We start from the raw sequence: 24,050 nt of genomic DNA, 5'->3' as shown, positions 1-24,050 counted from the left end.
CTTCTTCAGATCGGTCGGATCGGTCAGATCGGCGTCGCGAGCAGCGTCTGCACGCGCGACGTGTCGTAGATCACGCGCTTGGTCTTGTAGCGCAACCCCTCGGGCGTGCGCACGACCGTGTCGTAGTACTTGCCGGCCTGGTACACGTTCGATTCGCCGTTGCTGCGGGTCTGCACGACCACGTAGTTGCTCTCGGTGTCGATTTCGCCGTCGCGCTCGGCAACGATCGTCAGGCCCGACGTCATGTGCCGGTACGTATGCGCTTCGTAGATGTTCGCGTGCCGCAGCGACACCACGCGGTCGCGCAGCATCCGCTGGTTCGTGCAGTGCACGATCCCGACCGGCAGCCCGAGATCGGCGTTCTCCTTCGGCACGATTTCGTACGTGCAGTCCTCGGTGAACATTTCCGGCCAGTGTTCGAGCCGATCATTGTCGAGATGCCCGATGTAGCGGTTCTGGAGCATGTAAATCTCGAACCACGTCTTCATGTCTTCCGTCATTTTCTGCTCCTGCCTCAATAGCCCATCAGCTTCTGGTAGCCGACCCAGAACTTGCGGATCAGGCTCTCGGTGATCACCGTGTCCTGCTGGTCCGGATTGCCGCGCGACATCTCGATCACCGACGTCGCATCCGCGTCGCGCACCGTGCCGCGCTGCACGAGCTCGGTCGCTTCCGTGTCCTCCATCGAGATATAGCCGGCCGGCCCGACGAGGTTCGCCTGCTTGATGCGCAGCGCGCGCAGCTCGGGCGTGTCGTCCGTATAACCGAAGAAGTGGAAGATCAGCTCGAAGTTGTCCCGCCCCTTCGGCAGGATCTGGCGCGCGACCAGCGTGTTGTGGATCTGCTGGATCACGAGCTGCGGGAAGATCGGCTGGATATGGTTCGTGCAGTCCTCGTCGTATTCCGACACGAGATCGAGAATCGATTCGTCCTCCAGATGAAAGCCCTCGTCGAACGAACGGATGTTCTGCTGCTTGTATGCCGCCGACGTATCGTCGCCCGTCTTCGTCACCGTGATGATGCTGTGCAGCCCGTGGTTCGCGTCCGGAATCGAGCGCGCCTTCATCCCGACGCGGAAGATGTTGAAGGTCGTATGGAACAGGTGCAGCATGCTCGCGTGATACGGGTCCTTCACGTTCTCCATGTATAGCTTCCAGTTCGACTTCGAATACTGGCGCGTGCAGCCGAGATACTCGATCGGCTTGTGGAAGATCCGGTCGATCCACGGGCGCATCTGCTCGCCGAGATACTCGGGCAGCGGCGCGACCTCGTCGCTGAAGGTCGCGAACACGAGCCCGCGATAGCTGTCGACGCGCAGCTTGCGCAGCCCGTGCTGCTTCGGATCGAAGTCGCCCGGCATCCCGGTCATGCCCTTCTGGCCGCGCCGGAACGGCACGCCGAGCAGGTTGCCCTGGCTGTCGAAGCTCCACTGGTGATAAACGCACGTGTGCGAGCTCGCGTTGCCGCGCGACTTGCGGCACACCTGCGCGCCGCGGTGCGCGCAGCGGTTCACCCACGCGGACAGCGCGCCGTCCTCGGTGCGGGTGACGACCACCGGCGTATCGCCGACGAACGTGCTCTTGAAGTCGCCTGCGTTCGGGATTTCCGCTTCGAGCGCGACGAAATTCCACGTCGGCCCGCGAAAGATGCGTTCCTGCTCGCGTTCGTAGACCGCCTGCGAGCTGAACACCTTGTACGGCACGCGCGAGCCGTCGTCGTGCGGGAAGATCACGTCGGATGCGTCGCCGCGCGCGGCGAAAACGACGGGCGATTCTGTCTGCTCCATGTCAGACTCCTTGTCGATCCGTTGCGTTGAATGCATGGAGCCGATTTTTGAAACGCTAATATTCGGCGTCTATCCGGAAAGTGCGATTGCGGCGGCGCAATATCCACTTTCGGCGGATTTCTGCGCTAGCATGACGGCACACGCGACCGGCGCACGAGCGCGGCCCATTCGTCGGATCGAAGCGCGCGTCGTCCATACCAAGGCTGAGGCCCATGTCCCCAACGTCGTTCGAGCCGCTCGCGCTGCGTGCGCACCGGCTGTTCGAATCCCGCGATCTCGACGAGACGCGCGAGCGGATCTCGCGTGTGATGCAGCCGCACGCGCTGCTGCCGAACGGCCGCGTGCACGGTGCGTCGCACATGGATTTCGTCAGGCTGGGCGGCCTCGGGATCGGCACGATCGCGTTCGGCGACGCGATGCGCGTGCAGGTCGACGCCGTCGACGGCTACTACCTGCTGATGTTCTGCCTGTCCGGTCAGGCACAAGTGCGCGCGATGGGGCGGCAGCTCGGCGTCGACGGGCAGACCGGCGTGCTGTGCGCGCCCGGCGAGCGCTTCGACGCGATGCTGTCGGCCGATTGCGAGCAGTTCGTGCTGCGCATCGACGCGGCGACCGTCGGTTCGCTGACCGGCGATCCGCGCGCGACGCTCGACCCCGTGCTGCACATCAGCGACGCCGCGCTCGCCGCGTGGCGCCAGCAACTGATGCTCGTCGCGCGGTCGCCCGAGCTGCTCGAACGCGCGAACGCGAACCCGCGGGTCGCATCGCAGCTCGAGCATCTGCTGATCGACCTGCTGATCGAAGGTCACCCGCCGTCCGCGCTGCAGGCGTCGCATCGCGACCCAGCGCCGGGCTTCGTCCGGCGCGCGCAGGAATTCGTCGATGCGCACTATGCGCAGCCGCTGCAGCTCGCCGATATCGTCCAGGCCGCCAACGTGCCCGAACGAACGCTGCGCGACGCGTTCCTGCAATTCCGCGGCATGAGCCCGATGCAATACCTGCGCGCGACGCGGCTCGCGCACGCGCGCGAACTGCTGCGCGGCGCGGCGTCCGACCGGCGGATCGCCGATATCGCGCTCGATTGCGGATTTACACACCTCGGCCGGTTCGCCATGGCGTATCGGGAGAAGTTCGGCGAATCGCCGTCGGACACGCTCGACGGGAAGCGGTAGCCCGGACGCGCGGGCTTGCCGACCTTCCCGATCTGCCTGCCCTGCCCGGGCCGTCCGATCTCCCCGGCCTTCCCGGCCTTCCCGGCGTGCCCGACCCTCCGATGTGCCTGCCGCCTCGCCCGCAGTAGCCGCATGCCGATGCCCACCGACATCGCCGCGCAACGGACCCCGCACATGCGTCCGCTCGCCGCCGCCGGGCCGGACCGTTAGTTACAGTCGAGAGGCGGGCGGCTTCGCTATGCGGCCGGCACGATCATCTCCCGCGCAATCGCGCAGAACGCCGCCGTGGCAGCGCTTTCGCCGTGCAGCCGGCGGCTCATGATGATCGGCGACGTCGCGCCCGGCTCTGGCAGCCGCCGATAGACGACGCCCTTCACGCGCACGCCCTCCACGCTCTCCGGCACCAGCGACACGCCCACCTGGGCGGCGACGAGCCCGAGCGCCGTCTGCAGTTCGCGCACCTCGTGCACGGCCGCCGGCACGACCGCCCCGTCGCGCAGCGCCGACAACTGCTGATCGGCGAAGCTCGGCCGCGGCGTGCTCGGATAGACGATCATCGTCTCGTTCGCGAGATCCGCGAGCGTCAGCGGCCGGGCCGGATCGGCGAGCCGATGCCCGACCGGCAGCGCCGCGATCAGCTTCTCCTCGATCAGCGCCTCGCGCACCAGTTGGTCGTCGTCGAAGCGCAAGCGGCCGAACCCCACGTCGATCCGCCCGCCCTTCAGCGCGCCCAGTTGTTCGAGCGTGAACATCTCGATCAGCGACAGCTCGACGTCCGGCTGCGCCTCGCGAAACGCACGGATCACGTCCGGCAGCGCGCCGTACAGCGTCGACGGCACGAAACCGATCACGATCCGCTCCGACAGTTGCGCGAGCCGCCGCGTCAGCGGCCCGAGCTCGTCGGCCTGGTCGACCAGACGTTTCGCCTGGGCATAGAACACGCGCCCGGCATCGGTCAGTTTCAGCGGCCGCGCGCCGCGCTCGAACAGCGGCAACCCGATCTCGTCCTCGATCGCCTGGAGCTGGCGGCTCAGCGGCGGCTGCGTCATGTGCAGCCGCTCCGCGGCCCGCGTGATGTTCATTTCCTCGGCGACGGCGATGAAGTAACGGAGCTGACGCAATTCCATTTCATGCCTCAAAGGTATGGAAGTAGTCGGAAAGAGTGTTGGACGACGCGGGGCGGGAATTCCTACCATGTGCACCAACAGGAGGAATCGCATGATAGCAACCGCCGCCGCCATCGAGCGCATCGAGACGTTGCTGGTCGATGTACCGACGATCAGGCCCCACAAATTGTCGGTCGCCACGATGAATTGCCAGACGCTCGTATTGGTCCGAATTCGATGCACGGACGGTATCGAAGGCGTCGGCGAGGCGACGACCATCGGCGGCCTCGCCTATGGCGAGGAAAGCCCCGAAAGCATCAAGATCAACCTCGACGCCTATTTCGCGCCGCTGCTGCAAGGCATGGACGCGACGCGCCCCGGCGCCGCGATGGCGCGGGTGCGCAAGCTGTTTCAGGGCAACCGCTTCGCGAAGTGCGCGATCGAGACCGCGCTGTTCGACGCGCAGGCGCAGCGTCTGGGCGTGCCGCTGTCCGAGCTGTTTGGCGGGCGGCGGACCGATGCGGTCGATGTCGCATGGACGCTCGCGAGCGGCGACACGCAGCGCGACATCGCGGAAGCCGAAGCGATGCTCGAAGCCCGCCGCCATCGTGCGTTCAAGCTGAAGATCGGCGCGAACGCGGTCGCCGACGACGTGGCGCACGTCGTCGCGATCAAGCGCGCGCTCGGCGAGCGCGGCGACGTGCGGGTCGACGTGAACCAGGCCTGGAGCGAAACCGAGGCGATCTGGGCCGGCGCGCGGCTCGCCGACGCCGGCGTGAGCCTCGTCGAGCAGCCGATCGCCGCGACCAACCGTGCGGGGCTGAAACGCCTCACGCAGCTCGCGCAGGTGCCGATCATGGCCGACGAGGCGCTGCACGGCCCCGTCGACGCGTTCGCGCTCGCGCAGGATCGCGCGGCCGACGTGTTCGCGGTGAAGATCGCGCAATCGGGCGGCCTGCAGGGCGCGGCGAGCGTCGCGTCGATCGCCGCGGCGGCCGGCATCGAACTGTACGGCGGCACGATGCTCGAAGGCGCGGCCGGGACGATGGCGTCCGCGCAACTGTTCAGCACGTTCGACTCGCTGAAATGGGGCACCGAACTGTTCGGCCCGCTGCTGCTCACCGAGGAGATCCTCGTCGAGCCGCTGCGCTACCAGGACTTCAAGCTGCATCTGCCGGCAGCGCCCGGCCTCGGCCTCACCTTCGACTGGGCCCGCATCGAACGGATGCGGCGCGACGCCCGCTGATCCCCACACGACAACCGAAACCGGAGACACAGATGAACAAGCAAGCCATCGACGCACTGCTGAAGACCTTCGACGACGCCGCCGAGAAGCCCGGCAACCCGCGCGTGCGCGCGATCGTCAACCGGATCGTGAAGGACATCTGCTACACGATCGAGGACTTCGACGTGCAGCCGAGCGAATTCTGGACGGCCCTGAACTTCCTGAACGAAGCCGGCCGCGAATTCGGGCTGATCGCCGCGGGCCTCGGCCTCGAACGCTTCCTCGACGTGCGGATGGACGAAGCCGAGGAAAAGGCCGGCATCCACGGCGGCACGCCGCGCACGATCGAAGGGCCGCTGTATGTCGCCGGCGCGCCGGAATCGGTCGGCCATGCACGGCTCGACGACGGCACCGATCCGGGCCAGACGCTGATCATGCGCGGCCGGGTGCTCGGCCAGGACGGCGCACCGCTCGCGAACGCGCTGGTCGAGGTGTGGCATGCGAACCACCTGGGCAATTACTCGTACTTCGACCCGTCGCAGCCCGCGTTCAATCTGCGCCGCTCGATCCGCACCGATGCCGAAGGCCGTTACAGCTTCCGCAGCGTGCTGCCGGTCGGCTACAGCGTGCCGCCGGGCAGCAAGACCGAGCAACTGCTCGACCAGCTCGGCCGCCACGGCCATCGTCCGGCGCACATCCATTTTTTCGTTTCCGCGGACGGGTATCGTAAGCTGACGACGCAGATCAACATCGATGGCGATCCGCATCTGTGGGACGACTTCGCGTTCGCGACGCGCGATGGGCTGATCCCGCCGGTCAGGCAGGCGGAGGGCGCGGAAGGCAAGCCATACGGCGTCGACGGGCAGTTCGCGCTGATTGACTTCGATTTCTCGCTGCTCAAGGACAAGCAGGACGTGCCGGGGAGCGAAGTCGAGCGGCCCCGCGCGCAGGCGTGAGCGCCCGTCCCGTTCGACGAATCGACAACGTAAGGAGTGCAGGATGCTGTTTCATGTGGAAATGACCGTTCGCCTGCCGGCGGACATGGATCCGGTCAAGGCGGCGACGCTGAAGGCGGAAGAAAAGGCGATGTGCCAGCGGTTGATGAACGAAGGCGTGTGGCGGCATCTGTGGCGGATCGCCGGACAGTATGCGAACGTCAGTATCTTCGAAGTCGAAAGCGTGCAGCAACTGCACGACGTGCTGAGTCAGTTGCCGCTGTTTCCGTATATGGAGATGGAGGTGCGGGCGCTGTGCCGGCATCCTTCGTCGGTGCGGGAAGACGATCGGTAAGCAACGATGCAGCGCGACCGTGACCGACGGCCGCGAGATGCACGCCCCGGGCGGCCGGCGATGTCACGCAGGCCGCCCGGGGCGTTTTGCATTCGGCGACGGTGACCCGCATCGCCGCGCATCGACGTGCGCAGCTCCTGTCACGCGGCCAGATGCGCGGCGAACCCCACCGTCCCCGGCGCGATCTCCTCCTTCAGCGTCAGCGCCGGAATCTCGTAGTCGCCCGCGTTCTGGCGGCGGAACGGAATCGGCGGCGTGGTCCACAGATCGTCGAGACGCTGGCCGAGCGCCGTACACGTTTCGTCGAAGCGCGCGGCGTTCATCTTGCCCGTCCGATAGATCACGAACGGCGGCAGCACGTCGAACCCCGGGTAATACAGCACGCCGTGCTGGATCGGGAACAGCAAGTCGTCGATCGGTCCGTTGATGCCGCGCGGGCTGTAGTGCGGCTCCCATCCGCCCGTCGTGACGACGATCATCGCCCGCTTGCCGGCCAGCGAGCCTTCGCCGTAGCGATCGCCCCAGTGCGTATCGGAATGCTCGCCGACGCCGTACGCAAAGCCGTACGCATACACGCGCTCGAACCAGCCCTTCATGATCGCCGGCATCGAGAACCACCACAGCGGAAACTGCAGGATCACCGCGTCGGCCCACTTCAGCTTGTCCTGCTCCCGCGCGATGTCTTCGCTTTGCGTACCTGCCGCGAACGCGCGCTTCGAATCGAGCGACGGATCGAACCGCTCGTCATGCGTGCGATCGGTCACGTCATTCGCATCGAGTACCGCCTTCCAGTTCATCGCATACAGGTCGCTCACCTGCACCGCGTGACCGGCCGCTTCGAGATGGCCGACGGCGAAGTCGCGCAGCGCGCCGTTCAGCGACCGCGGTTCGGGATGGGCATACACGATCAGCACATTCATGCTCGTCACTCCGTGGATTGAATGACTGCAGGATGCCGCCTTCGACGGTATATTTGAAATGAATTTCGGATATTCCAGCTATAGCCATGAATAATCTCAGAAGGCTCGACCTGAACCTGCTCGTCACGCTGGACGTGCTGCTCGCCGAGCACAACGTCACGCGCGCGGCCGAGCGGCTGAACATGTCGCAGCCGTCGGTCAGCGTGCAGCTGCAGAAACTGCGCGACGTGTTCGGCGATCCGCTGCTGCTGCCGGGGCCGCGCGGGATGCGGCCGACCGCACGCGCGGAAGCGCTGCGCGAGCCGTTGCGCGACGCGCTCGAAGCGGTCGAGCGCACGGTGCTCCCGGCCGCGCCGTTCGATCCCGCGACCGCGACGAACACGTGGCGCGTGGCCGCGACCGACTACGGCGAATCGACGATCGTGCTGCCCGCGCTGCACACGCTGCGGTCGACCGCGCCCGGCACGCGGCTGGCCGTCATCGAGCTCGTACCGCCGCGCATCGAGCAGGATGCCGAACGAAACGGTGTCGACCTCGCGTTCCATACGACCGAAGGGTCGCCGCCCGGCATGCGGCGCCTGCCGCTGTTCGTCGAGCGCTACGTGCTGATCGGCCGTGCCGGCCACCCGAAGCTGAAGCGGCGCCCCACGCTCGCGCAGTTCGGCACGCTCGAGCACGTGATCGTGTCGCCCGACGGCGGCGGCTTTTTCGGCGTGACCGACGAAGCGCTCGCGAAAGTCGGCGCCGCACGGCGCGTCGTGCTGTCGGTACCGCACTTCCTGTTCGTGATGTCGGCCGTCGCGAGCACCGACCTCGTCGCGATGCTGCCCGAGCGGCTGGTGCGCGGCGTGCCCGCGCTGCGCGTGGTGGACGCACCGGTCGAGGTGCCCGGCTATGAAATGTCGATGCTGTGGCACGAGCGCATGCATCGCGATCCGGCGCATCGATGGCTGCGGGAAACGATCGCGGCGGCGGTGTAGATCGTTCGCCCGATCGACGCGATTCGCCGCGTCGATCGCCGACGCACGGAATCCTGCATTCGGGACTTGAAACCGCATCGAACACTGTATATATTTACAGTGCTTTTGCACCATTTGACCCGAATTCCGTCATCCACAGACGAACGGACTTTTGTGAGGCGACCATGTTCCAGGCTTCCGCATTCGATCCCGAGCAACCCGGCTTCAATCCCGTCCACTTCGAGCGCGCCGCGCAGCGAGCGGTCGTCGATCTGCAGCGTGTCGTCGGCGGCCCCGCGCAGCGGGCGCTCGGCCTGCGCCGCCGCACCCACCCGGCGGCCGTGCGCACGATGAGCTGGCAGGCGCTGCTGAACGTCGAAGAGCTGGCGTTCTCGAATCCCGGTTTCCTGAACCGCAACGATCCGGCCGTCGTCGACGCGTTCATCCGGCTGCGCGACAGCCGGCTGGTCGCCGCGGACGTCGAGGAGCCGGTCGACTGGCGCCGCGACGACGACGATCTGCCGGCCGTCTATCTGATCGTCAAGGCGATGCTCGAAGCGGAAGAGGAAGAGCGGGCCGAAGCGGCCTGAGCCGCGCCGGCGATCGCGGCCACCGTCGGCCGAGTTCGCGTCGCCGCCTTGCGCGGCCGTGCGGTCGGCACTGCGGCTCGCCGCAGTTCCGCACCGGCGAATCGGCGCATCGGGCGGCAAGCCGCGAACCGTCGCGCAGGCTGATCGTCGCCATGCGACGTACGCCGGAGCGACCGTCGCAGTGGCAACCCGTTACAGCCGCGCCGCCAGCCGCGCGCCCTGATCGATCGCGCGCTTCGCGTCGAGTTCGGCCGCCAGTTCCGCGCCGCCGATCAGGTGCACCGAGCGCCCGGCGGCCTGCAACGGCGCGAGCAACGCACGTTGCGGCTCCTGCCCCGTGCAGAGCACGATCGTGTCGGCTTCGATCAGTTCGTGATCGGTGCGCTGCTCGCCGTACGACACATGCAGCCCGCGCGCATCGATCAGCTCGTAGTTCACGCCGCCGATCATCTTCACCTGCTTCATCTTCAGCGTCGCACGGTGAATCCAGCCGGTCGTCTTGCCGAGCCCCTTGCCGAGCGGGGCGGCCTTGCGCTGCAGCAGCGTCACTTCACGCGCCGGCGCCGACGCCTGTGCCCGCGTCACGCCGCCGCGCGTCGCGGCCGGGTCGGTCACGCCCCACTCCGCTTTCCATTCGTCGAGATCGAGCGTCGGCGACTCGCCGTCCTGCACCAGATATTCGGCGACATCGAAGCCGATCCCGCCCGCGCCCACCACCGCGACCCGCCGGCCCACCGGCTGCCTGCCCGCGAGCACGTCGATATAGCTGAGCACGTTCGGCCCGTCCTGCCCCGGAATCTTCGGGTCGCGCGGCGCGACGCCGGTCGCCAGCACGATCTCGTCGTAGCCGCCCGCGATCAGGTCGCTCGCGTCGACGCGGCGGTTCAGGTGCAGCTTCACGCCGGTCAGTTCGACCTGCCGGCCGAAGTAGCGCAGCGCTTCATGAAACTCTTCCTTGCCCGGAATCCGCTTCGCCATGTTGAACTGGCCGCCGATCTCGGCCGCGCCGTCGAACAGGTCGACCCGATGGCCGCGCTGCGCGAGCACCGTCGAGCAGGCGAGCCCGGCCGGCCCCGCGCCGACCACCGCGATCCGCTTCGGCTGCGGCGCGGGCGTGTATTTCAGCTCGGTCTCGTGGCACGCGCGCGGGTTCAGCAGGCACGATGCGATCTGGTTCTTGAACGCGTGATCGAGGCATGCCTGATTGCAGCCGATGCAGGTATTGATCTCGTCGGCGCGGCCCTGCGCGGCCTTGACGACGAACTCGGCATCCGCAAGCAGCGGGCGCGCCATCGACACCATGTCCGCGCAGCCGTCCGCGAGAACCTGCTCGGCCACTTCGGGCCGGTTGATCCGGTTGGTCGTCACGAGCGGAATGCCGACCTCGCCCTTCATCTTCTTCGTCACCCATGCGAACGCGCCGCGCGGCACCGACGTCGCGATCGTCGGCACGCGCGCCTCGTGCCAGCCGATCCCCGTGTTGATGATGGTCGCGCCCGCGCGCTCGACCGCCTTCGCGAGCTGCACGGTTTCGCTCCAGTCGCTGCCGTCCGGAATCAGGTCGAGCATCGACAGCCGGTAGATCAGGATGAAATCGCGGCCGACCGCTTCGCGCGTGCGCTCGACGATCTCGATCGGCAGGCGCATGCGGTTCTCGTACGAACCGCCCCACCGGTCGGTGCGCTTGTTCGTGTGCATCGAGATGAACTGGTTGATCAGGTAGCCCTCGGAGCCCATGATCTCGACGCCGTCGTAACCGGCTTCGCGTGCCAGCGTCGCGCAGCGCACGAACGCGCGGATCTGCCGCTCGACGCCGCGCGCGCTCAGCTCGTGCGGCGCGAACGGCGAGATCGGCGATTTGATCTTCGACGGTGCGACCGCGAACGGGTGATAACCGTAGCGACCCGTATGCAGGATCTGCAGCGCGATCTTGCCGTCCTCCGCATGCACGGCACCGGTGATCTCGCGATGCCGGCGCGCGGCGGCCGACGTCGTCAGCATGCCGCCGAACGGCTTGGTCCAGCCGGCCACGTTCGGCGCGAAGCCGCCTGTCACGATCAGGCCGACTCCGCCGCGCGCACGCTCGGCGAAATATTCGGCGAGGCGCGGCAGCGTCTTGCGGCTGTCCTCGAGGCCCGTATGCATCGAGCCCATCAGCACGCGATTCTTCAGCGTCGTGAAGCCGAGATCGAGCGGTGCGAGCAGATGGGGAAAGGGAGTCGTCATGATGATCCGGCCAATAAGCGATGCCTGCCATCGTAGGCGCGCGCCGTCTTGAACGTGAGGGGCCAAACAGCCATAATGCTTGTCATTTCCGGCCAAATCGACATGACTTCCCCGTCTCGCAAGGATCGCCTCGGGCTGCGCCGGCCGACGATTCCGGTCGCCTATACGCGCCTGCTGCTGCAGGCGCTGACCGCACGCGGCGTCGACCTGGCCGCCGTGCGTGCGGGCACGGGCCTGCGCGACGCGGTGCTGGCCGAACCGGACGCACGCGTCGCGCCGTCGCAATGGGGGCGGCTAGTGCTCAACGCGATCCAAATCGGCGGCGATCCCGGCATCGGGCTCGCATTCGGGCTGCTGCTGAAGCCGACCGTGCACGGCTTTCTCGGCTACGCGACGCTGACCGCGCGGGACATCCGCGAAGCGCTGTCGGTCACGCAGCGCTACTTCCGGATGCGCAATCGCCAATACCGGCTGACCTATGCGGAAGACGAACGCGGCGCCACGCTCGAACTGCACGGCGTGCAGGCGAACCCCGTGCTGCAGCATCACGTGATGTTCGAATTCGTGCTCACGGGGCTCGCGCAGAATATCTCGCAGTGGTCGGGGCGCGCGTCACCGCCGATCCGGCTGCAATTCGCGTGGCCGGAGCCCGCATATTTCGCGCGCTATCGCGATACGCTGCCGCCGGTGGCATTCGGCTGCGCGGCCAATGCGCTGTGGATCGCACGCGACGCGCTCGACTGGCCGCTGCCGCTCGCCGACGAAGTCGCGCACCGGCAGGCGCTCGTGCAGGTCGAGCGAGAGTATGCGCAGGTGCGGCAGGAGGAAGGCGATCTGGTCGGGCGCGTGCGGGCGGAACTGGCGCGCGCGGCCGGCGATTATCCGGGGCCGGACACGCTCGCCGACGCGCTGCTCGTGTCGACGCGCACGCTGCGGCGCCGGCTCGAGGAAGCCGGATCGAGCTATCGGCAATTGCTCGACGAAGCACGGTTTCGCGACGCCAAGCAGTTGCTCGCCGCGTCGGATCTCGACCTGAAGACGATCGCCGAACGGCTGCAATTCACCGACCCGGCGAATTTCACGCGCGCGTTCCGGCGTTGGGCCGGGCAGACGCCGAGCGCGTATCGGGAGGCGGCGGGGGTGGCACGCGACTGATGCGAAACACGCGCGCAGCGCGTCAGCGGCCGATATGAATCCGCGCGCCGCCGTCCCCCTCGCCCGCTTCGATCCGCACGTCGCCCGTAGCGGCGGCGATCGCGTCGTACACATCGTCGCTCACGCACACCACCGGCACCGCGATCGCATACAGCTCGGCGGCCACGATCGCGCCGATCGAGATGATCAGGTCGCGCTCCTTCAGCACGATCGCAACCGGCCCCGTGCCGTTGCGCACCGCTTCCGCGAGCACGCTGCTGCTCGAGCTCGAGCCCTTCGCGTGCGGCATCACCATCACCTTGCCCGCCACGCTCGCGCCGGCCTGCGGATGCCCGCGATCGACGATCCTGCCCGCGCCCGAGTCGTAGCCGCCCCAGAAGCTCAGCGGCTTGTCGAGAACGAACGGGCGCGCACACGCGCTGCCCGGCACGAGCGTGTCGCCCGTCAAGAATTGTCCCGTCGCTTCAGTCATCGAATCGCACCTTGCCTTCGTATGCGGACCGCACGCATTCGCGCATGCTGCCGTACGCGACCGTCACGCCGATGTTCGCGGGCGCATACGACGCCCATTTCCCCGAGTTGGTCATCACCAGCCCCGACAACCGCTTCATCACCGGCGTGATGTACGTGCAGGTATCGACAACGATCTGGACACCGCGCGCGGCAAATTTCTCCGCGAGACCGGCTTGCTCCAGCTCCCACAAAATGAAGCGGCTCGTGTTCACGTAGAAATCGCAGGCCGGCTGGCCGTCGAACGCGTCGAGCAACGTGTCGAGCGTGCGGAATTCGGCCAGCGAAAAATGCGGCGTACCGAGCGCGACCGCGACGAGCGCGTCGCCGGCCGCGCCGTGATTCAGCGTGCGGCGAATCTCGTCGAGATCGGCCATCGTGATGTCGATCGTGCGTTGCGCCGCCTGCCCGTGCAACGCGGCATCGAGCGTCGGCGCTTCGGGCGTCACGCCGACCGCATGGAACAGCGCGACGGCACCGCTCGACGCGGCGGCCGCGCCGAGCGCCTTGAGCTCGTCCTCGGTGGTGTCCGCCGGCAGCCCGACGATCGCCGGCACGACGGCGCCCGCGAACTTGCCGACCGCCAAACCGAGCGCGGCGAAATAGATGTCGCGCGACGGCAGGCGGCTGAAGTCCGGCGCATTGAACACGATCCGCGCGGCGCGGTTCGCGTCGACATGCAGCCCCGCATACGGCGCACGCCCGGTGATCGCGGCGGCCAGGTCGAGAAAATCGCCGTAGCGGCTCGTGCGCGCGCCGAGCACCGAGTTCGCGAACACGATCGCATTCGATTCGGCCCACGCGATCTGCTCGCCCATCGCGGGGCGATTCTTCAGTTGATACGGCGCACACGTGAAGCTCGATTCGCAGCCGAGCAGCACATGCGCGTCCATCAGGCGCTGCGCATCGCGCTGGATCGTGCGGTCGCCGTGGTACAGCTCGGGATGGATCAGGTCGAGCGACCCGACGTTCAGCGTGGTCGGCACCGCAACCTTCGCGCCCGTCTCGACGAAATAGTCGACGAAGTCGAGGCTCGCCTGGCCGTGATACAGACAGCCGTCGATGTGGGCGGACGTAATGTCGATCAGGTGCGGCGCGGACACCACGTGCGCCGTACGCGCAACGATTCGCATCGCGCGGGCGACGCCGTCGCCGAAATCCCCGCGCAACATCGCGTCGTCGCGGTCACTCAACTGCAGCATCGACTGCTCCTCTGACTCGTGCCGGCGGCGCCGGCCCTGAAATGGGTCAGAGGACTCTACAACTGGAAACAAAAACTGTCCAGATCACTCGAAAACCGGACACCATTAAAACCAATCTTCACAACCAAACGCTTCCTGCCGTACCAATGGCTCGGTTTTCGCACCAGTCGATCGCCACAGCGAGCCGCCAGCCGCGCCTAGCGTTCCGCCGTCAGGCTGAACAACTCGTTGCGCAACGCCTTCGCGCGATCGCGGCCGAACTGCGCGTCGAATTCGTCCTGAGCGGCCTGCCACGCGATTTTCGCTCGTGCGAACGTGCGCTCGCCGAGCTTCGTGAGATGGAGCGCATGGGCACGCGCATCGTGCTCGGACGCAGCCGTCGCGACGAAGCCGTCGCGTTGCAACGGCTTCAGCGCACGCAGCAAGGTCGTGCGGTCCATCACGAGCGTATCGGCGAGTTCGCTCATTACCAGGCCGGGCCGGTGCGTGAGGTTCGCCATGATCGAGAACTGCGCGGGCGTGACGCCAACCGGGGCCAGATGGCGCTCGTACAGTTGCGTGACGAAGCGCGCCGCCTGGCGCAGCGCGAGGCAGTTGCAGGTCTGAGCAATCGAGGTGTCGTTCATGTTTCGCAATCTATATGTGCATATGCATAAAGTCAATGTACACTCCGTCGTAACACTGGCCGGCGGCCGGCCATCGCGTCAAGGAGACGGACATGGACTACATCGACAAGCTGCGGATCTTCCGGTCGGTGGTGGAAATGCGCAGCTTCACGCGCGCCGCGGACATGCACGGCCTTGCGCGGCCGGTCGTGTCGCGTGCGGTCGCGGATCTGGAGGCGCGCTTCGGCAGCCGGCTGCTGCACCGGACCACGCGCCAGGTGTCGCTGACCGAAACGGCCGAGCGGATCTACGAGCGTTGCGCGGCCGTACTCGACGAGCTCGATGCCCTCGAAGCGCAAGCGCAGACGCACACGCGCGAGCCCGAGGGGTTACTGCGCCTCGTCGCGCATACGACGGCCGCGCTGAACCGCCTCGTGCCGCTGATCGCCGGCTTCAAGACCGCGCATCCGAACGTGCGCCTCGACGTCACGCTGACCGAGCGCCCGGTCGATCTGGTCGGCGAAGGCTACGACATCGGCATCGTCGTGCCGTACATGCTGACGAGCGAATCGACCGTCGTGCGGCTGATCGAGCGCATTCCGGTCGTGATCGTCGCGACGCCTGCGTATCTGCACGCGCATGCGCGCCCCGAGACGCCGGCCGACCTCGCCCTTCATCCGTTCGTGCCGATCTCGCCGTCGCTGCGCCGCCCCGCGCTGTCGTTCCGCGTCGACGGCGACACGCTCACCGTGCCGTTCCGTTTCGACATCTCGTCGAACAGCCCCGTGTTCAACCGCGAAATGGTGATGCACGACTTCGGTATCGGCATCGTCCCGAAAACGCTCGTCGAAGCCGAACTCGCGTCGGGCGCGCTCGTGCAGTTGCTGGAAGGCGCCGATCTCGTCGATGCGTTCGTCGACATCAAGCTCGCCTACGCGAATCGCGCGCTGCTGCCCGCGAAGGTGAAGGCGTTCATCGACTACACGGCCGCGTATTGCGACCGCGAAGGCTGGAGCGTGCCCGCGGCGGCTTGACCCGGCGCGCGAACGCGCGTTGCCGGCGCCGATTGGTACAGCCACGACACCAATCTGATCCCGCCGCGCCGCTCGCTTCGCGCCGTCCCGCCACCTAACATGTGCACATGCACAAGACCACGCTCACCGACGACGATTGCTTCGCAGTCCGGCAAGCCGCCCGGCGGATCTCGCAGTTCTACGAGCGTTACCTGTCGCGGGCGGGCGTCACGCCGTCGCAGTACAGCATCCTCGCGCTGCTGCGCGACCGGCCCAGCCTGACGATGGCGACGTTGTCGAACGTGCTGGTGATCGAACGCACCGCGCTGCTGCGCGCGCTCAAGCCGCTCGTCGGCGCGGCGCTGGTGACGGGGCGCATCGAGCCGCCCTGCCGTGGCCAGACGTTCGCGCTGACCGCGGACGGCGAAACGAAGGTGGCCGATGCGCACGTGCACTGGCTCGCCGCACAGGAAGCGTTCGAGCGGTGCTTCGGGCCGACGCAGGCGGCCCGCCTGAGAGACGAATTGTTCCGGATCACGCACAACCTGCCGGAACGCTGACCCCTTCCCCGATCGACGTCGTGCCGTCGATCGCTTTGAAAAGTGCATATACATAGGTGAATCGATGGATACGACCCAAGCCGCTGCCTCGTCGCGCGAAGCAGCCACAACCGAGCGGCCGGCGAAGCAGCAACGCCGCGTGCCGTGGATGCGCATCGCAGTGGGCGCCGTCGTCGTCGTGGTCGCGGCCGCCGTGCTCGACTGGCTGTTCGTGCTGCGCTTTCAGGAAAGCACCGACGACGCGTATGTCGGCGGCGACGTGACGGTGCTCGCGCCGAAGGTCAACGGCTTCGTCGACAAGATCCTCGTGACCGACAACCAGCGCGTGAAGGCCGGCGACGTGCTCGTGCAACTCGATGCACGCGACTACGACGCGAAGCTCGCGCAGGCCGGCGCCGAAGTCGACAGCGCGCGCGCCGCCGTGACCGAACTCGAGGCGAAGCAGCAACTGCAATACGCGGTGATCGGCCAGCACGCGGCGGACAAGAACGCGTCGTCGGCCGAACTGACGCGCGCCGCGTCGGACCGCGTGCGCTATCGCGAACTCGTGAAGTCGGACGCCGTATCGAACCAGATCGTCGAACGCGCGGATGCCGATTACTCGAAGGCCGGCGCGGCCGTCGAGCGCAGCGACGCCGCGCTGCTCGCCTCGAAGCGGCAGCTCGACGTGCTCGGCGCGCAACTCGCCGATGCGCGCGCCCGCGTGAACACCGCGCTCGCCGCGCAGCGCGTCGCGGCGCTCAACGTCGAATACACGACGATCCGCTCGCCGGTCGACGGCTACGTCGGCAACCGCACGGGCCGCGTCGGGATGCTCGCGAACGTCGGCGTGCCGCTGTTGACCGTCGTGCCCGCGTCCGGCCTGTGGATCGACGCGAACTTCAAGGAAGACCAGTTGCGCAAGATGCGCGCGGGCGATCGCGTCGACGTCGCGCTCGATGCGTCGAGCACGCGCCTGCACGGCCGCGTCGACAGCCTGGCGCCCGCGACCGGCGCGACCTTCAGCGTACTGCCGCCCGAGAACGCGACCGGCAACTTCACGAAGATCGTCCAGCGCGTGCCCGTCCGCGTGCATCTCGATCCGCAGCCCGGCATCGAGCAAGTGCTGCGCCCCGGCTTGTCCGCGGTCGTGACCGTGCATACCGACCACAAGCACTAAGCGGGAGCCGACGATGACCACCGCGTTTTCCGGCGACCCCGCGTCGCAACCGACGAAGCAGCGCGTGTTCGCGTTCGCGCTGATGTGCGTCGGCTTCTTCATGGCGACCCTCGACATCCAGATCGTCGCGTCGTCGCTGCGCGACATCGGCGGCGGGCTGTCCGCGAGCCAGGACGAATTGTCGTGGGTGCAGACCGCGTACCTGATCGCCGAGATCATCGTGATCCCGATGTCGGGCTGGCTGTCGAAGGTGATGTCGACGCGCTGGCTGTTCGTCGCATCGGCCGTCGGTTTCACGATCACCAGCATGCTGTGCGGGCTCGCGTGGGACATCGACTCGATGATCCTGTTCCGCGGGATGCAGGGCGCGCTCGGCGCCGCGATGATCCCGACCGTGTTCACCACCGCGTTCGTGCTGTTCCCCGGCAAGCAGCGACTGATCGCGTCGACGACCATCGGCGCGCTCGCGTCGCTCGCGCCGGCGATCGGCCCGGTGATCGGCGGCTGGATCACCGACCAATGGTCGTGGCACTGGCTGTTCTACCTGAACCTCGTGCCGGGCATCGCGGTGGCCGCGCTCGTACCGCGCTACGTGCATATCGACGAGCCCGACCTCACCCTGATCAAGCGCGGCGACTATCTCGGCATCGCGCTGATGTCCGGCTTCCTCGGCTGCCTCGAATACGTACTCGAAGAAGGCCCGCGCAAGAACTGGTTCGGCGACGACGCGATCGTCATCTGCGCGTGGATCTCCGGCATCTGCGGCTTCCTGTTCATCGTGCACGCACTGACCGCCGACGATCCGATCGTCGACCTGCGCGCGCTCGCCGTGCGCAACTTCGGGATCGGCAGCCTGCTGTCGTTCGTGACCGGAATCGGGATCTTCGTGACCGTGTTCCTGACGCCGCTGTTCCTCGCGCAGGTGCGTGCGTTCAGCTCGCTGCAGATCGGCATCGCGCTGCTGTCGGTCGGCGCGTTCCAGTTGATCGCGCTGTGCGCGTATGCGTTCGCCGCGCGCTACTTCAGCATGCGTGCGCTGCTCGTGTTCGGGTTGATCTGCTTCGGCCTCGGCTGCTACCTGTACACGCCGATCACGCACGACTGGGGCTGGCGGGAATTGCTGCTGCCGCAGGCGCTGCGCGGCATCGGCCAGCAGTTCAGCGTGCCGCCGATCGTGACGATGGCGCTCGGCTCGCTGCCGCAGTCTCGACTGAAATCGGCGAGCGGGTTGTTCAACCTGATGCGCAACCTCGGCGGCGCGATCGGCATCGCGGTGAGCGCGACGATGCTCAACGACCGGCTGAATTTTCATTACCTGCGGCTGAACGAGCACGTGAGCGCCGGCGAACCGCAGGTCGCATCGCTGCTCGATCGCCAGGCCGCGTACTGGGGATCGGTGGCCGGCAATACGTTGAATACCGCGCAGGCCGGCCTCGCGAACCTGCATCGGCTGATCTATCGCGAAGCACTGACGCTCACCTATGCGGATGCGTACTACGCACTGTCGCTGTGCTTCGTCGTCGCGCTGCTTGCCGTCGTGTTTTCAAAACCCATTACGTTGAATACGCCGCCGCCGGACGCGCACTGAGGCCAAAGGATCATCATGAAGAAGCTACTCGTCGCGCTGGCCATCAGCGCATTCGCCGCAGGGTGTGCGGTGCAGCCCGCGCAACATCCGGCGTTGAACGAATCGGTTCGGACGCTCGCGCCCACCGCATGGGATACCGACGTGCCGCGCGCGGACATCGACGCCGCCGCTTGGTGGGCGCAATTCCACGACCCCGTGCTCGACCGGTTGATCGCGACCGTGCTCGACGGCAACCTCGATCTGCAAGCCGCCGCCGAACGCGTGAAGCAGGCGCAGGCGCTGACCGTGCAGAAGCGCGCGGCGCTGCTGCCCGAACTCGACGCGACCGCCCATGCGGCCGACGCGCGGCAGAACACACCGCCCCCGCTCGGCTATGTGCGGCAGGCGGGTGCGGGGCTCGCACTGAGCTGGTCGCCCGACGTGTTCGGCGGCGAACGGCTCGATTTGCTGGCCGCTCGAGCGGAGCTGGTCGGGCAGAAGCATGCAGAAGATGCGATGCGGCTCGCGCTCGCGGCCGATGCGGCATCCGCGTATGTCGATCTGCGCTGGGCGCAGCAGGAATTGAAAATCCTGCAGGACAACGCGAGGATTCGGCAGCATGCGCTCGAACTCACGCGCAAGCGACAGGCGTTCGGACTGTCGACGGAACTCGACGTGACCCGTGCGCAGAACCAGCTCGATGCGCTCGAAGCCAGGATTCCGCCGACGCAGGCGCAGATATCGCATCAGCTCAATCTGATCGCCGTGTATTCGGGGCGGACGCCGGAATCGGTCGATCGGCTCGTGCTGGCGCAGGCCGGGGAGATTCCGGCGCCACCGGTCGGTGTGCCGGGGACGTTGCCTTCGCAAGCGTTGTTGCGGCGGCCCGATGTGCTGACTGCCTACGCTCAAGTCGAGCGGCGTGCGGCACAAGTGGGCGTGGCGAAGGCCGAGCGCTATCCGAAGTTTTCGTTGAACCTGACGGACGGCATTCTGGCGGCTTCGTATCTCGGGTTGCCGACGTTGACCGATAACCTCTTCAGCGCGGCGCTGAGTGCGACGAGCCCGATCTTCAACGCGGGACGGATTACCGCCGATATCTCGCAGAGCGAAAGCCGGATGCGCGAGTCGGAACTCGGATTACGGCAGACGATGCTGCAAGCGTTGCGGGAAGTCGAGGATGCGCGCGCGAATCTCGTCAGTTCCGACGAGGCGACGCGGAGGCTGGGTAGCGCATTGGCGGCTTCCGATAAAGCGCTTGGGTTGGCGAATCAGCTTTACAAGGGCGGTGCGACGGATTTTCTGGACGTGCTGTCGGCGCAGGAGGTCTATCTGCGCGATTCGGATTCGCTCAATCAGGTCAAGCGCGAGCATGCGCTCGCAGCAGTTGCGTTGTATCGGTCGCTTGGGGGTGGGTGGAGCAGGAATGAGGGGGCGGGTGGGACGGAGGTGGAGGCGGTCGCGAAGAACTGAAGCCGATGCCTGATACGGATGCTGGCCGCGGATGACCCGCACAGCTCGACGAGCTAGTATGCTGAAGCAGCCACCCAGCGCGCACGACAAGCTCGAATGCCGGCAAGTTCCGAGAGGATGTTCACCTAATGTGCTCGCTTGACGACAGACAACCGGACCCTCCGAGACCCAGAGGGCTGCTACCAAGGCGATAACGGCAGTCCTCGCCGCGACTGTCTGGTCAAGCGACACTGGACATCCGCACCATCAACCAACGAAATCCAAGGGAAGTTACGCTCGTCCCGATTTCTATGCCTCCGTGTACGAGGTCGACTGCGACGCTATGAGTTTTGGAGACGGTACGCACTTGCAGATGCAAAGGTCATCGCTTAGAGCGGCCTGGCGCCCATCAGGACCAGTCATCGAGTGGCGTGGACCATCGCATTTGATCACCCCGACTGAGCCACAGGCGGGGCACATGACCGGATCGTTTTCGTAGGCCTGCTCTCGACCATTCAGGAGGTCGCCAGAGTCTCCCCCCTGCACGACACCGCCCGTAGTCGTGGTATCTCCCTTGACGATATCGAAGCGTTTCATGGTCGAGTCCTGATCACTTCGGACCGCGATAGTGGAAGCTCGCAAGGATCGAATCCCACGCTTGCATGGCCTCTGCCTGGTTGACGGGAGACGTTGCCTCTGAGGGGGGCGTGCCATCGTCGGGCGCCGCGCCGAAAAGCAGTTGGATAGTCAGGTTTGGCTTCGACAGATCGCCTGGAACACCGGGAGAAAGCAAATAGAAGTGATAGGCGTGGATGCCGTCGCCCTGGATATGCACGGCGAACTCAGCGGCTTTCATACCGGCAAAGTCGCGAGTTCCTTTGCGAAGTACATCCACATTTCCTGCGTATTGTTTGAGAGTGGCGTCGTCTTTCGATAGCCGATCCAGGGTCGTATTTTTCCGATCTCCTTCGGCAGATTCCCGCATTGTCACAATAAGGTTCGATGGACGCCCGTGGACCAGGCGCGCAGCGATCGAGGCGTCGAACCCGGGCAACGGCTTCCCACTGATCGCTCCGCCTCGGAAACAGAAGGCGCCATCGGACGGAACGTCCCAATCCGACCTCGGTTTGATGTTCTTCAGAATTTCGGAGGCGTTCGAGATTGCCGATTGATCGTAGGTCGCACCGAATCGATTCTTCAAGACGAACAACGTGTCGTTCGCTTCAGCATAGCCCTCAACGTCATAGACGAGATCCTCAGGCCTGTCGTCGTAACGACCGTAGATAAAGAGCCGGGAAGCTGCACTCGGCTCGACGGTCTGATGTAGCCACGGCGTCTTCGTCGGCGCGAATGCCTTGTGCGGATCTTCACGCATTAGCGTGCGCAGTTCCTGTTCCCGCTTGCTGACGCGACTGTCAAACTCAGACTTGCTAACGTTGGAGACGGGCTCAATGGTATAGCCCATGTACTTGTAGTCCTGGACGTACACGTCGGCCGTGCGGGGAAGATCGACCGCAAATCGACCAATACACCAAGGACGAGTGTCGATCATAACCGGTTGAGACATAGAGGACTCCGATGGTTTCTGCGGTGTACAGGCGACCGCGCCAAGCGTTGCGATCGCCAGCGGAAGAATGCTGCGATGAATTCGACGGATCAAATTTCCCATGCTCACGTTTGTATCGACTTCACGATCTTCACTACACTGTATAAGGTCGCCCACCGAGCCCAAGGATGGCCGAAACAGCCTTGATGGTCGAAACCACGCTGCTCGAAGGCGACTTGCACACCCTCTGCGACACCCCCTGGTATGCCCGGCTTGAGGCCGCGGGCAACTGCTTCACCCGACCATGACGGGACAGTCCCGTCGCCAGGAATGAAGCCGTGCGCTAGAGCATCACGGTCATCTTTGGACTTCTTCATCGCGGTCAGCGTCACCGCCGTATCCTTCACCGAGATACGAATCGTACCAACGCCGTCGTCGCTCAAGAGCTTTGCGTTGATCACATCTGCCTCGGTGACACCTTGGGGAAAGTCACCTTGCCAGATCACGTTACCAAACGTCCGAAGCGTATAGGCGTCTTCGCTGCGTTCGACTCTCTTCGGAAGGTGAACCGTCATCCCGGTCCGGGCGTCCTTGAACGCTTCCTTCTGGTTCTGGTCCAGTATTCCGTTTCCATAGAACGCGTACGTGTTCCTATGGTACCTGTTGACCAGCTTCGTTTGTCGCTTAACGACTTCCACCATCGTAGACCTGAATTCCTGGGCGACAGAGATTCCAGGGGAGTTAGTTTTCAACCGCTCTTGCGTGATGCCGGCAGGATCGAGGACGGAGGGCGATTGATCGGGGACCAATGAATACCAGTTCGTCGTGCTGTAGAGCGAGATTGTGTCCCCCGGCCGCGGTAGCGACATCACGGTTTGGCGCTTCATATTCTGGAAGATCCACCACGGCTCGGACCCGTGATAATCAGGCATCGGCAGCAATTCCAGTGGTCCCTGAGCGTTGGCGGTAATTGCCAGGAACTCGTGGGCGCTAAATCCGGCTAGGAGCTTGTTCGCCAAGGCATCTTCACCCTGTCCGCCCGCGCGAAACCGGCGCGCGGCAAGTGGCGCCCCGGTCGCAGGCTGCGCACCGTGGATAACGCCGTGCATCAAGCCATCGTTATTCGCAAGAACGCACGCCATCCGTGCAACCAGACCACCCATGGAGTGGGTGATGATGATTGCTTTCGTCACTTTATTCTCCGCGCAGATCTCCTTGATCCCCATCAGCCGCTGCTTTTTCCCGTTCTTCGGGTTGGCGCAGTCAACGCCGTTGACGACATCGGACGCTGATTTTTCGTTTGACTGGAGCCAGTTGTAACCAATGGCGTAGACCGGATAGCGGTATTTAGCAAATTTCTTGAACTTTTCCGAGTCGGCTGTGATGATGTCCGCCGCTGCTCCAAAGGCACCGTATGCTTTTGGGTCGGTGCCAAGTAGCGGTTGAACAGCGAAATCTTGACCATTCTTATCTGGTGCAACCCAATAGCCGGAGATTTGGCCGTTGTAATACGGGTGATTTAGCTGTTTTTCGAGCCACGCAAGTGATGAGTGGTAGCTGTCCATATGGACGCTGCCCCAACCACGTCGACGTGCCTCATCGTTTCCTATGTCACATCCATTGGCATTCACACGCCCCCTTGGGGAGACAACCGCCTCGGTGGGATCGTAGTTCTTCTGCTTGTCGTTGTTGTCCTGAAAAAAATACGTATGGGCAGCGAAAATGCCCTTGGAGGCCAGGTTGTTCGGCGGAGACCATACCTCTTCCCCTGTCTTTTTGCTGACCAGGATTGATCCCATGACCCCCGGAATGAAAATGACCGGAATCGCGGGTCGCGGATCGCAGTGAACGATCTTATTCCGCCAATCCGAGTCGGGCGTCAGTGTCGCGTTTGTGCATTGCTTTCCGTCGGCTCCATGGGTCGCATTCAACGTCACCGCGTCGGGTTTTTCGGCATTGCTACCGTTGCTATTGCTCATACCTGGTTCTCTTATTCAGTCGTTCGGT

Annotated in this window: 23 protein-coding genes; 12 read left to right on the top strand and 11 right to left on the bottom strand. The window is 65.5% G+C overall.

Going from position 1 to position 24,050, the window contains the following annotated elements; genetic code table 11:
- Positions 1–23: 23 nt before the first annotated feature.
- Both andAd and andAc read right to left on the bottom strand, forming a co-directional pair.
- Complete coding sequence (gene andAd, locus WS89_RS23260) at positions 24–500, bottom strand: anthranilate 1,2-dioxygenase small subunit AndAd (RefSeq protein ID WP_059793797.1); 477 nt, start codon at positions 498–500, stop codon at positions 24–26.
- A gap of 14 nt (positions 501–514) precedes the next feature.
- The gene (andAc, locus tag WS89_RS23255) at positions 515–1,786 is read right to left on the bottom strand and encodes an anthranilate 1,2-dioxygenase large subunit AndAc (protein WP_059793796.1); all 1,272 of its coding nucleotides are present in this window, start codon (positions 1,784–1,786) and stop codon (positions 515–517) included.
- Between the two features lie 212 nt (positions 1,787–1,998).
- Here andAc and andR point away from each other — a divergent pair, with 212 nt between their 5' ends.
- Positions 1,999–2,958, top strand: a complete 960-nt coding sequence (gene andR, locus WS89_RS23250; RefSeq protein ID WP_059501317.1) for an anthranilate 1,2-dioxygenase regulatory protein AndR — start codon at positions 1,999–2,001, stop codon at positions 2,956–2,958.
- A gap of 236 nt (positions 2,959–3,194) precedes the next feature.
- Here andR and WS89_RS23245 read toward each other — a convergent pair whose 3' ends face one another.
- Positions 3,195–4,085 carry a LysR family transcriptional regulator gene (locus WS89_RS23245; RefSeq protein ID WP_059793794.1) on the bottom strand — a complete coding sequence of 297 codons (891 nt, stop codon included), beginning with the start codon at positions 4,083–4,085 and terminating at the stop codon, positions 3,195–3,197.
- Positions 4,086–4,176: 91 nt separating this feature from the next.
- On the opposite strand from WS89_RS23245, the gene WS89_RS23240 reads away from it, so the two are divergent.
- From WS89_RS23240 to catC, 3 genes are read left to right on the top strand one after another with little or no spacing between them, the layout of a single operon-like run.
- Positions 4,177–5,310: a muconate/chloromuconate family cycloisomerase gene (locus WS89_RS23240; protein ID WP_059793792.1), complete on the top strand. Its 1,134-nt coding sequence runs from the start codon at positions 4,177–4,179 to the stop codon at positions 5,308–5,310.
- A gap of 32 nt (positions 5,311–5,342) precedes the next feature.
- Entirely contained in the window at positions 5,343–6,245 is a 903-nt protein-coding gene (catA, locus tag WS89_RS23235) for a catechol 1,2-dioxygenase (RefSeq protein ID WP_034205324.1), read from the top strand.
- Positions 6,246–6,288: 43 nt separating this feature from the next.
- The gene (catC, locus tag WS89_RS23230) at positions 6,289–6,579 is read left to right on the top strand and encodes a muconolactone Delta-isomerase (RefSeq protein ID WP_059793790.1); all 291 of its coding nucleotides are present in this window, start codon (positions 6,289–6,291) and stop codon (positions 6,577–6,579) included.
- 140 nt (positions 6,580–6,719) lie between these two features.
- Here catC and WS89_RS23225 read toward each other — a convergent pair whose 3' ends face one another.
- Complete coding sequence (locus WS89_RS23225; RefSeq protein ID WP_059793788.1) at positions 6,720–7,499, bottom strand: NAD(P)H-dependent oxidoreductase; 780 nt, start codon at positions 7,497–7,499, stop codon at positions 6,720–6,722.
- Positions 7,500–7,585: 86 nt separating this feature from the next.
- On the opposite strand from WS89_RS23225, the gene WS89_RS23220 reads away from it, so the two are divergent.
- Together WS89_RS23220 and WS89_RS23215 are read left to right on the top strand one after the other, a co-directional pair.
- Positions 7,586–8,479 carry a LysR family transcriptional regulator gene (locus WS89_RS23220; protein ID WP_059501329.1) on the top strand — a complete coding sequence of 298 codons (894 nt, stop codon included), beginning with the start codon at positions 7,586–7,588 and terminating at the stop codon, positions 8,477–8,479.
- A gap of 164 nt (positions 8,480–8,643) precedes the next feature.
- Entirely contained in the window at positions 8,644–9,048 is a 405-nt protein-coding gene (locus WS89_RS23215) for a DUF2471 family protein (protein WP_034205328.1), read from the top strand.
- A 192-nt stretch (positions 9,049–9,240) separates the two neighbouring features.
- On the opposite strand, the gene WS89_RS23210 is transcribed toward WS89_RS23215, so the two are convergent.
- A complete protein-coding gene (locus tag WS89_RS23210) occupies positions 9,241–11,274 on the bottom strand; it encodes an NADPH-dependent 2,4-dienoyl-CoA reductase (RefSeq protein WP_059793786.1) in 2,034 nt (677 codons plus the stop codon).
- A gap of 75 nt (positions 11,275–11,349) precedes the next feature.
- Between WS89_RS23210 and WS89_RS23205 the strand changes: the two genes are divergently transcribed.
- Positions 11,350–12,429, top strand: a complete 1,080-nt coding sequence (locus tag WS89_RS23205; RefSeq protein WP_059793784.1) for an AraC family transcriptional regulator — start codon at positions 11,350–11,352, stop codon at positions 12,427–12,429.
- Between the two features lie 22 nt (positions 12,430–12,451).
- On the opposite strand, the gene WS89_RS23200 is transcribed toward WS89_RS23205, so the two are convergent.
- From WS89_RS23200 to WS89_RS23190, 3 genes are all read right to left on the bottom strand, one after another.
- The gene (locus WS89_RS23200) at positions 12,452–12,901 is read right to left on the bottom strand and encodes an aconitase X swivel domain-containing protein (protein ID WP_059793782.1); all 450 of its coding nucleotides are present in this window, start codon (positions 12,899–12,901) and stop codon (positions 12,452–12,454) included.
- On the bottom strand, positions 12,894–14,141 hold the full coding sequence (locus tag WS89_RS23195; protein ID WP_059793780.1) for an aconitase X: 1,248 nt from the start codon (positions 14,139–14,141) through the stop codon (positions 12,894–12,896). The genes WS89_RS23200 and WS89_RS23195 overlap by 8 nt, the downstream gene beginning before the upstream one ends.
- A 197-nt stretch (positions 14,142–14,338) precedes the next feature.
- A complete protein-coding gene (locus WS89_RS23190) occupies positions 14,339–14,767 on the bottom strand; it encodes a MarR family winged helix-turn-helix transcriptional regulator (protein WP_059501340.1) in 429 nt (142 codons plus the stop codon).
- 92 nt (positions 14,768–14,859) lie between these two features.
- On the opposite strand from WS89_RS23190, the gene WS89_RS23185 reads away from it, so the two are divergent.
- The 5 genes from WS89_RS23185 to WS89_RS23165 all read left to right on the top strand — a co-directional run bounded on the left by WS89_RS23185 (position 14,860) and on the right by WS89_RS23165 (position 20,518).
- A complete protein-coding gene (locus WS89_RS23185; protein WP_034205335.1) occupies positions 14,860–15,780 on the top strand; it encodes a LysR family transcriptional regulator in 921 nt (306 codons plus the stop codon).
- A 107-nt stretch (positions 15,781–15,887) separates the two neighbouring features.
- Positions 15,888–16,319 (top strand): MarR family winged helix-turn-helix transcriptional regulator, encoded by a 432-nt coding sequence (locus WS89_RS23180; RefSeq protein WP_059793779.1) that lies wholly within the window; start codon positions 15,888–15,890, stop codon positions 16,317–16,319.
- Between the two features lie 64 nt (positions 16,320–16,383).
- A complete protein-coding gene (locus tag WS89_RS23175) occupies positions 16,384–17,478 on the top strand; it encodes an HlyD family secretion protein (RefSeq protein ID WP_059793776.1) in 1,095 nt (364 codons plus the stop codon).
- A 13-nt stretch (positions 17,479–17,491) separates the two neighbouring features.
- Entirely contained in the window at positions 17,492–19,066 is a 1,575-nt protein-coding gene (locus WS89_RS23170; protein WP_059793775.1) for a DHA2 family efflux MFS transporter permease subunit, read from the top strand.
- A gap of 15 nt (positions 19,067–19,081) precedes the next feature.
- A complete protein-coding gene (locus WS89_RS23165; protein WP_059793773.1) occupies positions 19,082–20,518 on the top strand; it encodes an efflux transporter outer membrane subunit in 1,437 nt (478 codons plus the stop codon).
- A 288-nt stretch (positions 20,519–20,806) separates the two neighbouring features.
- Here the strand turns inward: WS89_RS23165 and WS89_RS33050 are convergent, their stop codons facing one another.
- The 3 genes from WS89_RS33050 to WS89_RS23155 are packed head-to-tail and all read right to left on the bottom strand — an operon-like array spanning position 20,807 to position 24,022.
- Positions 20,807–21,094 (bottom strand): PAAR domain-containing protein, encoded by a 288-nt coding sequence (locus WS89_RS33050; RefSeq protein ID WP_082741953.1) that lies wholly within the window; start codon positions 21,092–21,094, stop codon positions 20,807–20,809.
- A gap of 13 nt (positions 21,095–21,107) precedes the next feature.
- Positions 21,108–22,166 (bottom strand): T6SS immunity protein Tli4 family protein, encoded by a 1,059-nt coding sequence (locus WS89_RS23160; RefSeq protein WP_257128215.1) that lies wholly within the window; start codon positions 22,164–22,166, stop codon positions 21,108–21,110.
- A 2-nt stretch (positions 22,167–22,168) separates the two neighbouring features.
- Complete coding sequence (locus tag WS89_RS23155) at positions 22,169–24,022, bottom strand: esterase/lipase family protein (RefSeq protein WP_257128214.1); 1,854 nt, start codon at positions 24,020–24,022, stop codon at positions 22,169–22,171.
- Positions 24,023–24,050: the final 28 nt, after the last annotated feature.

Origin of the sequence: Burkholderia sp. MSMB1072 (assembly GCF_001524725.1) — a bacterium.
GTDB lineage: Bacteria > Pseudomonadota > Gammaproteobacteria > Burkholderiales > Burkholderiaceae > Burkholderia.
The sequence above is the reverse complement of the archived record's forward strand: the minus strand, read 5'-3'. Positions and strand labels throughout refer to the sequence as shown.

What these genes read in the sequence shown, in the direction of transcription:
- andAd (WP_059793797.1), bottom strand. Translation starts at nt 500, where the DNA reads ATGACGGAAGACATGAAGACGTGGTTCGAGATTTACATGCTCCAGAAC.
- andAc (WP_059793796.1), bottom strand. Translation starts at nt 1,786, where the DNA reads ATGGAGCAGACAGAATCGCCCGTCGTTTTCGCCGCGCGCGGCGACGCA.
- andR (WP_059501317.1), top strand. Translation starts at nt 1,999, where the DNA reads ATGTCCCCAACGTCGTTCGAGCCGCTCGCGCTGCGTGCGCACCGGCTG.
- WS89_RS23245 (WP_059793794.1), bottom strand. Translation starts at nt 4,085, where the DNA reads ATGGAATTGCGTCAGCTCCGTTACTTCATCGCCGTCGCCGAGGAAATG.
- WS89_RS23240 (WP_059793792.1), top strand. Translation starts at nt 4,177, where the DNA reads ATGATAGCAACCGCCGCCGCCATCGAGCGCATCGAGACGTTGCTGGTC.
- catA (WP_034205324.1), top strand. Translation starts at nt 5,343, where the DNA reads ATGAACAAGCAAGCCATCGACGCACTGCTGAAGACCTTCGACGACGCC.
- catC (WP_059793790.1), top strand. Translation starts at nt 6,289, where the DNA reads ATGCTGTTTCATGTGGAAATGACCGTTCGCCTGCCGGCGGACATGGAT.
- WS89_RS23225 (WP_059793788.1), bottom strand. Translation starts at nt 7,499, where the DNA reads ATGAATGTGCTGATCGTGTATGCCCATCCCGAACCGCGGTCGCTGAAC.
- WS89_RS23220 (WP_059501329.1), top strand. Translation starts at nt 7,586, where the DNA reads ATGAATAATCTCAGAAGGCTCGACCTGAACCTGCTCGTCACGCTGGAC.
- WS89_RS23215 (WP_034205328.1), top strand. Translation starts at nt 8,644, where the DNA reads ATGTTCCAGGCTTCCGCATTCGATCCCGAGCAACCCGGCTTCAATCCC.
- WS89_RS23210 (WP_059793786.1), bottom strand. Translation starts at nt 11,274, where the DNA reads ATGACGACTCCCTTTCCCCATCTGCTCGCACCGCTCGATCTCGGCTTC.
- WS89_RS23205 (WP_059793784.1), top strand. Translation starts at nt 11,350, where the DNA reads ATGCTTGTCATTTCCGGCCAAATCGACATGACTTCCCCGTCTCGCAAG.
- WS89_RS23200 (WP_059793782.1), bottom strand. Translation starts at nt 12,901, where the DNA reads ATGACTGAAGCGACGGGACAATTCTTGACGGGCGACACGCTCGTGCCG.
- WS89_RS23195 (WP_059793780.1), bottom strand. Translation starts at nt 14,141, where the DNA reads ATGCTGCAGTTGAGTGACCGCGACGACGCGATGTTGCGCGGGGATTTC.
- WS89_RS23190 (WP_059501340.1), bottom strand. Translation starts at nt 14,767, where the DNA reads ATGAACGACACCTCGATTGCTCAGACCTGCAACTGCCTCGCGCTGCGC.
- WS89_RS23185 (WP_034205335.1), top strand. Translation starts at nt 14,860, where the DNA reads ATGGACTACATCGACAAGCTGCGGATCTTCCGGTCGGTGGTGGAAATG.
- WS89_RS23180 (WP_059793779.1), top strand. Translation starts at nt 15,888, where the DNA reads ATGCACAAGACCACGCTCACCGACGACGATTGCTTCGCAGTCCGGCAA.
- WS89_RS23175 (WP_059793776.1), top strand. Translation starts at nt 16,384, where the DNA reads ATGGATACGACCCAAGCCGCTGCCTCGTCGCGCGAAGCAGCCACAACC.
- WS89_RS23170 (WP_059793775.1), top strand. Translation starts at nt 17,492, where the DNA reads ATGACCACCGCGTTTTCCGGCGACCCCGCGTCGCAACCGACGAAGCAG.
- WS89_RS23165 (WP_059793773.1), top strand. Translation starts at nt 19,082, where the DNA reads ATGAAGAAGCTACTCGTCGCGCTGGCCATCAGCGCATTCGCCGCAGGG.
- WS89_RS33050 (WP_082741953.1), bottom strand. Translation starts at nt 21,094, where the DNA reads ATGAAACGCTTCGATATCGTCAAGGGAGATACCACGACTACGGGCGGT.
- WS89_RS23160 (WP_257128215.1), bottom strand. Translation starts at nt 22,166, where the DNA reads ATGGGAAATTTGATCCGTCGAATTCATCGCAGCATTCTTCCGCTGGCG.
- WS89_RS23155 (WP_257128214.1), bottom strand. Translation starts at nt 24,022, where the DNA reads ATGAGCAATAGCAACGGTAGCAATGCCGAAAAACCCGACGCGGTGACG.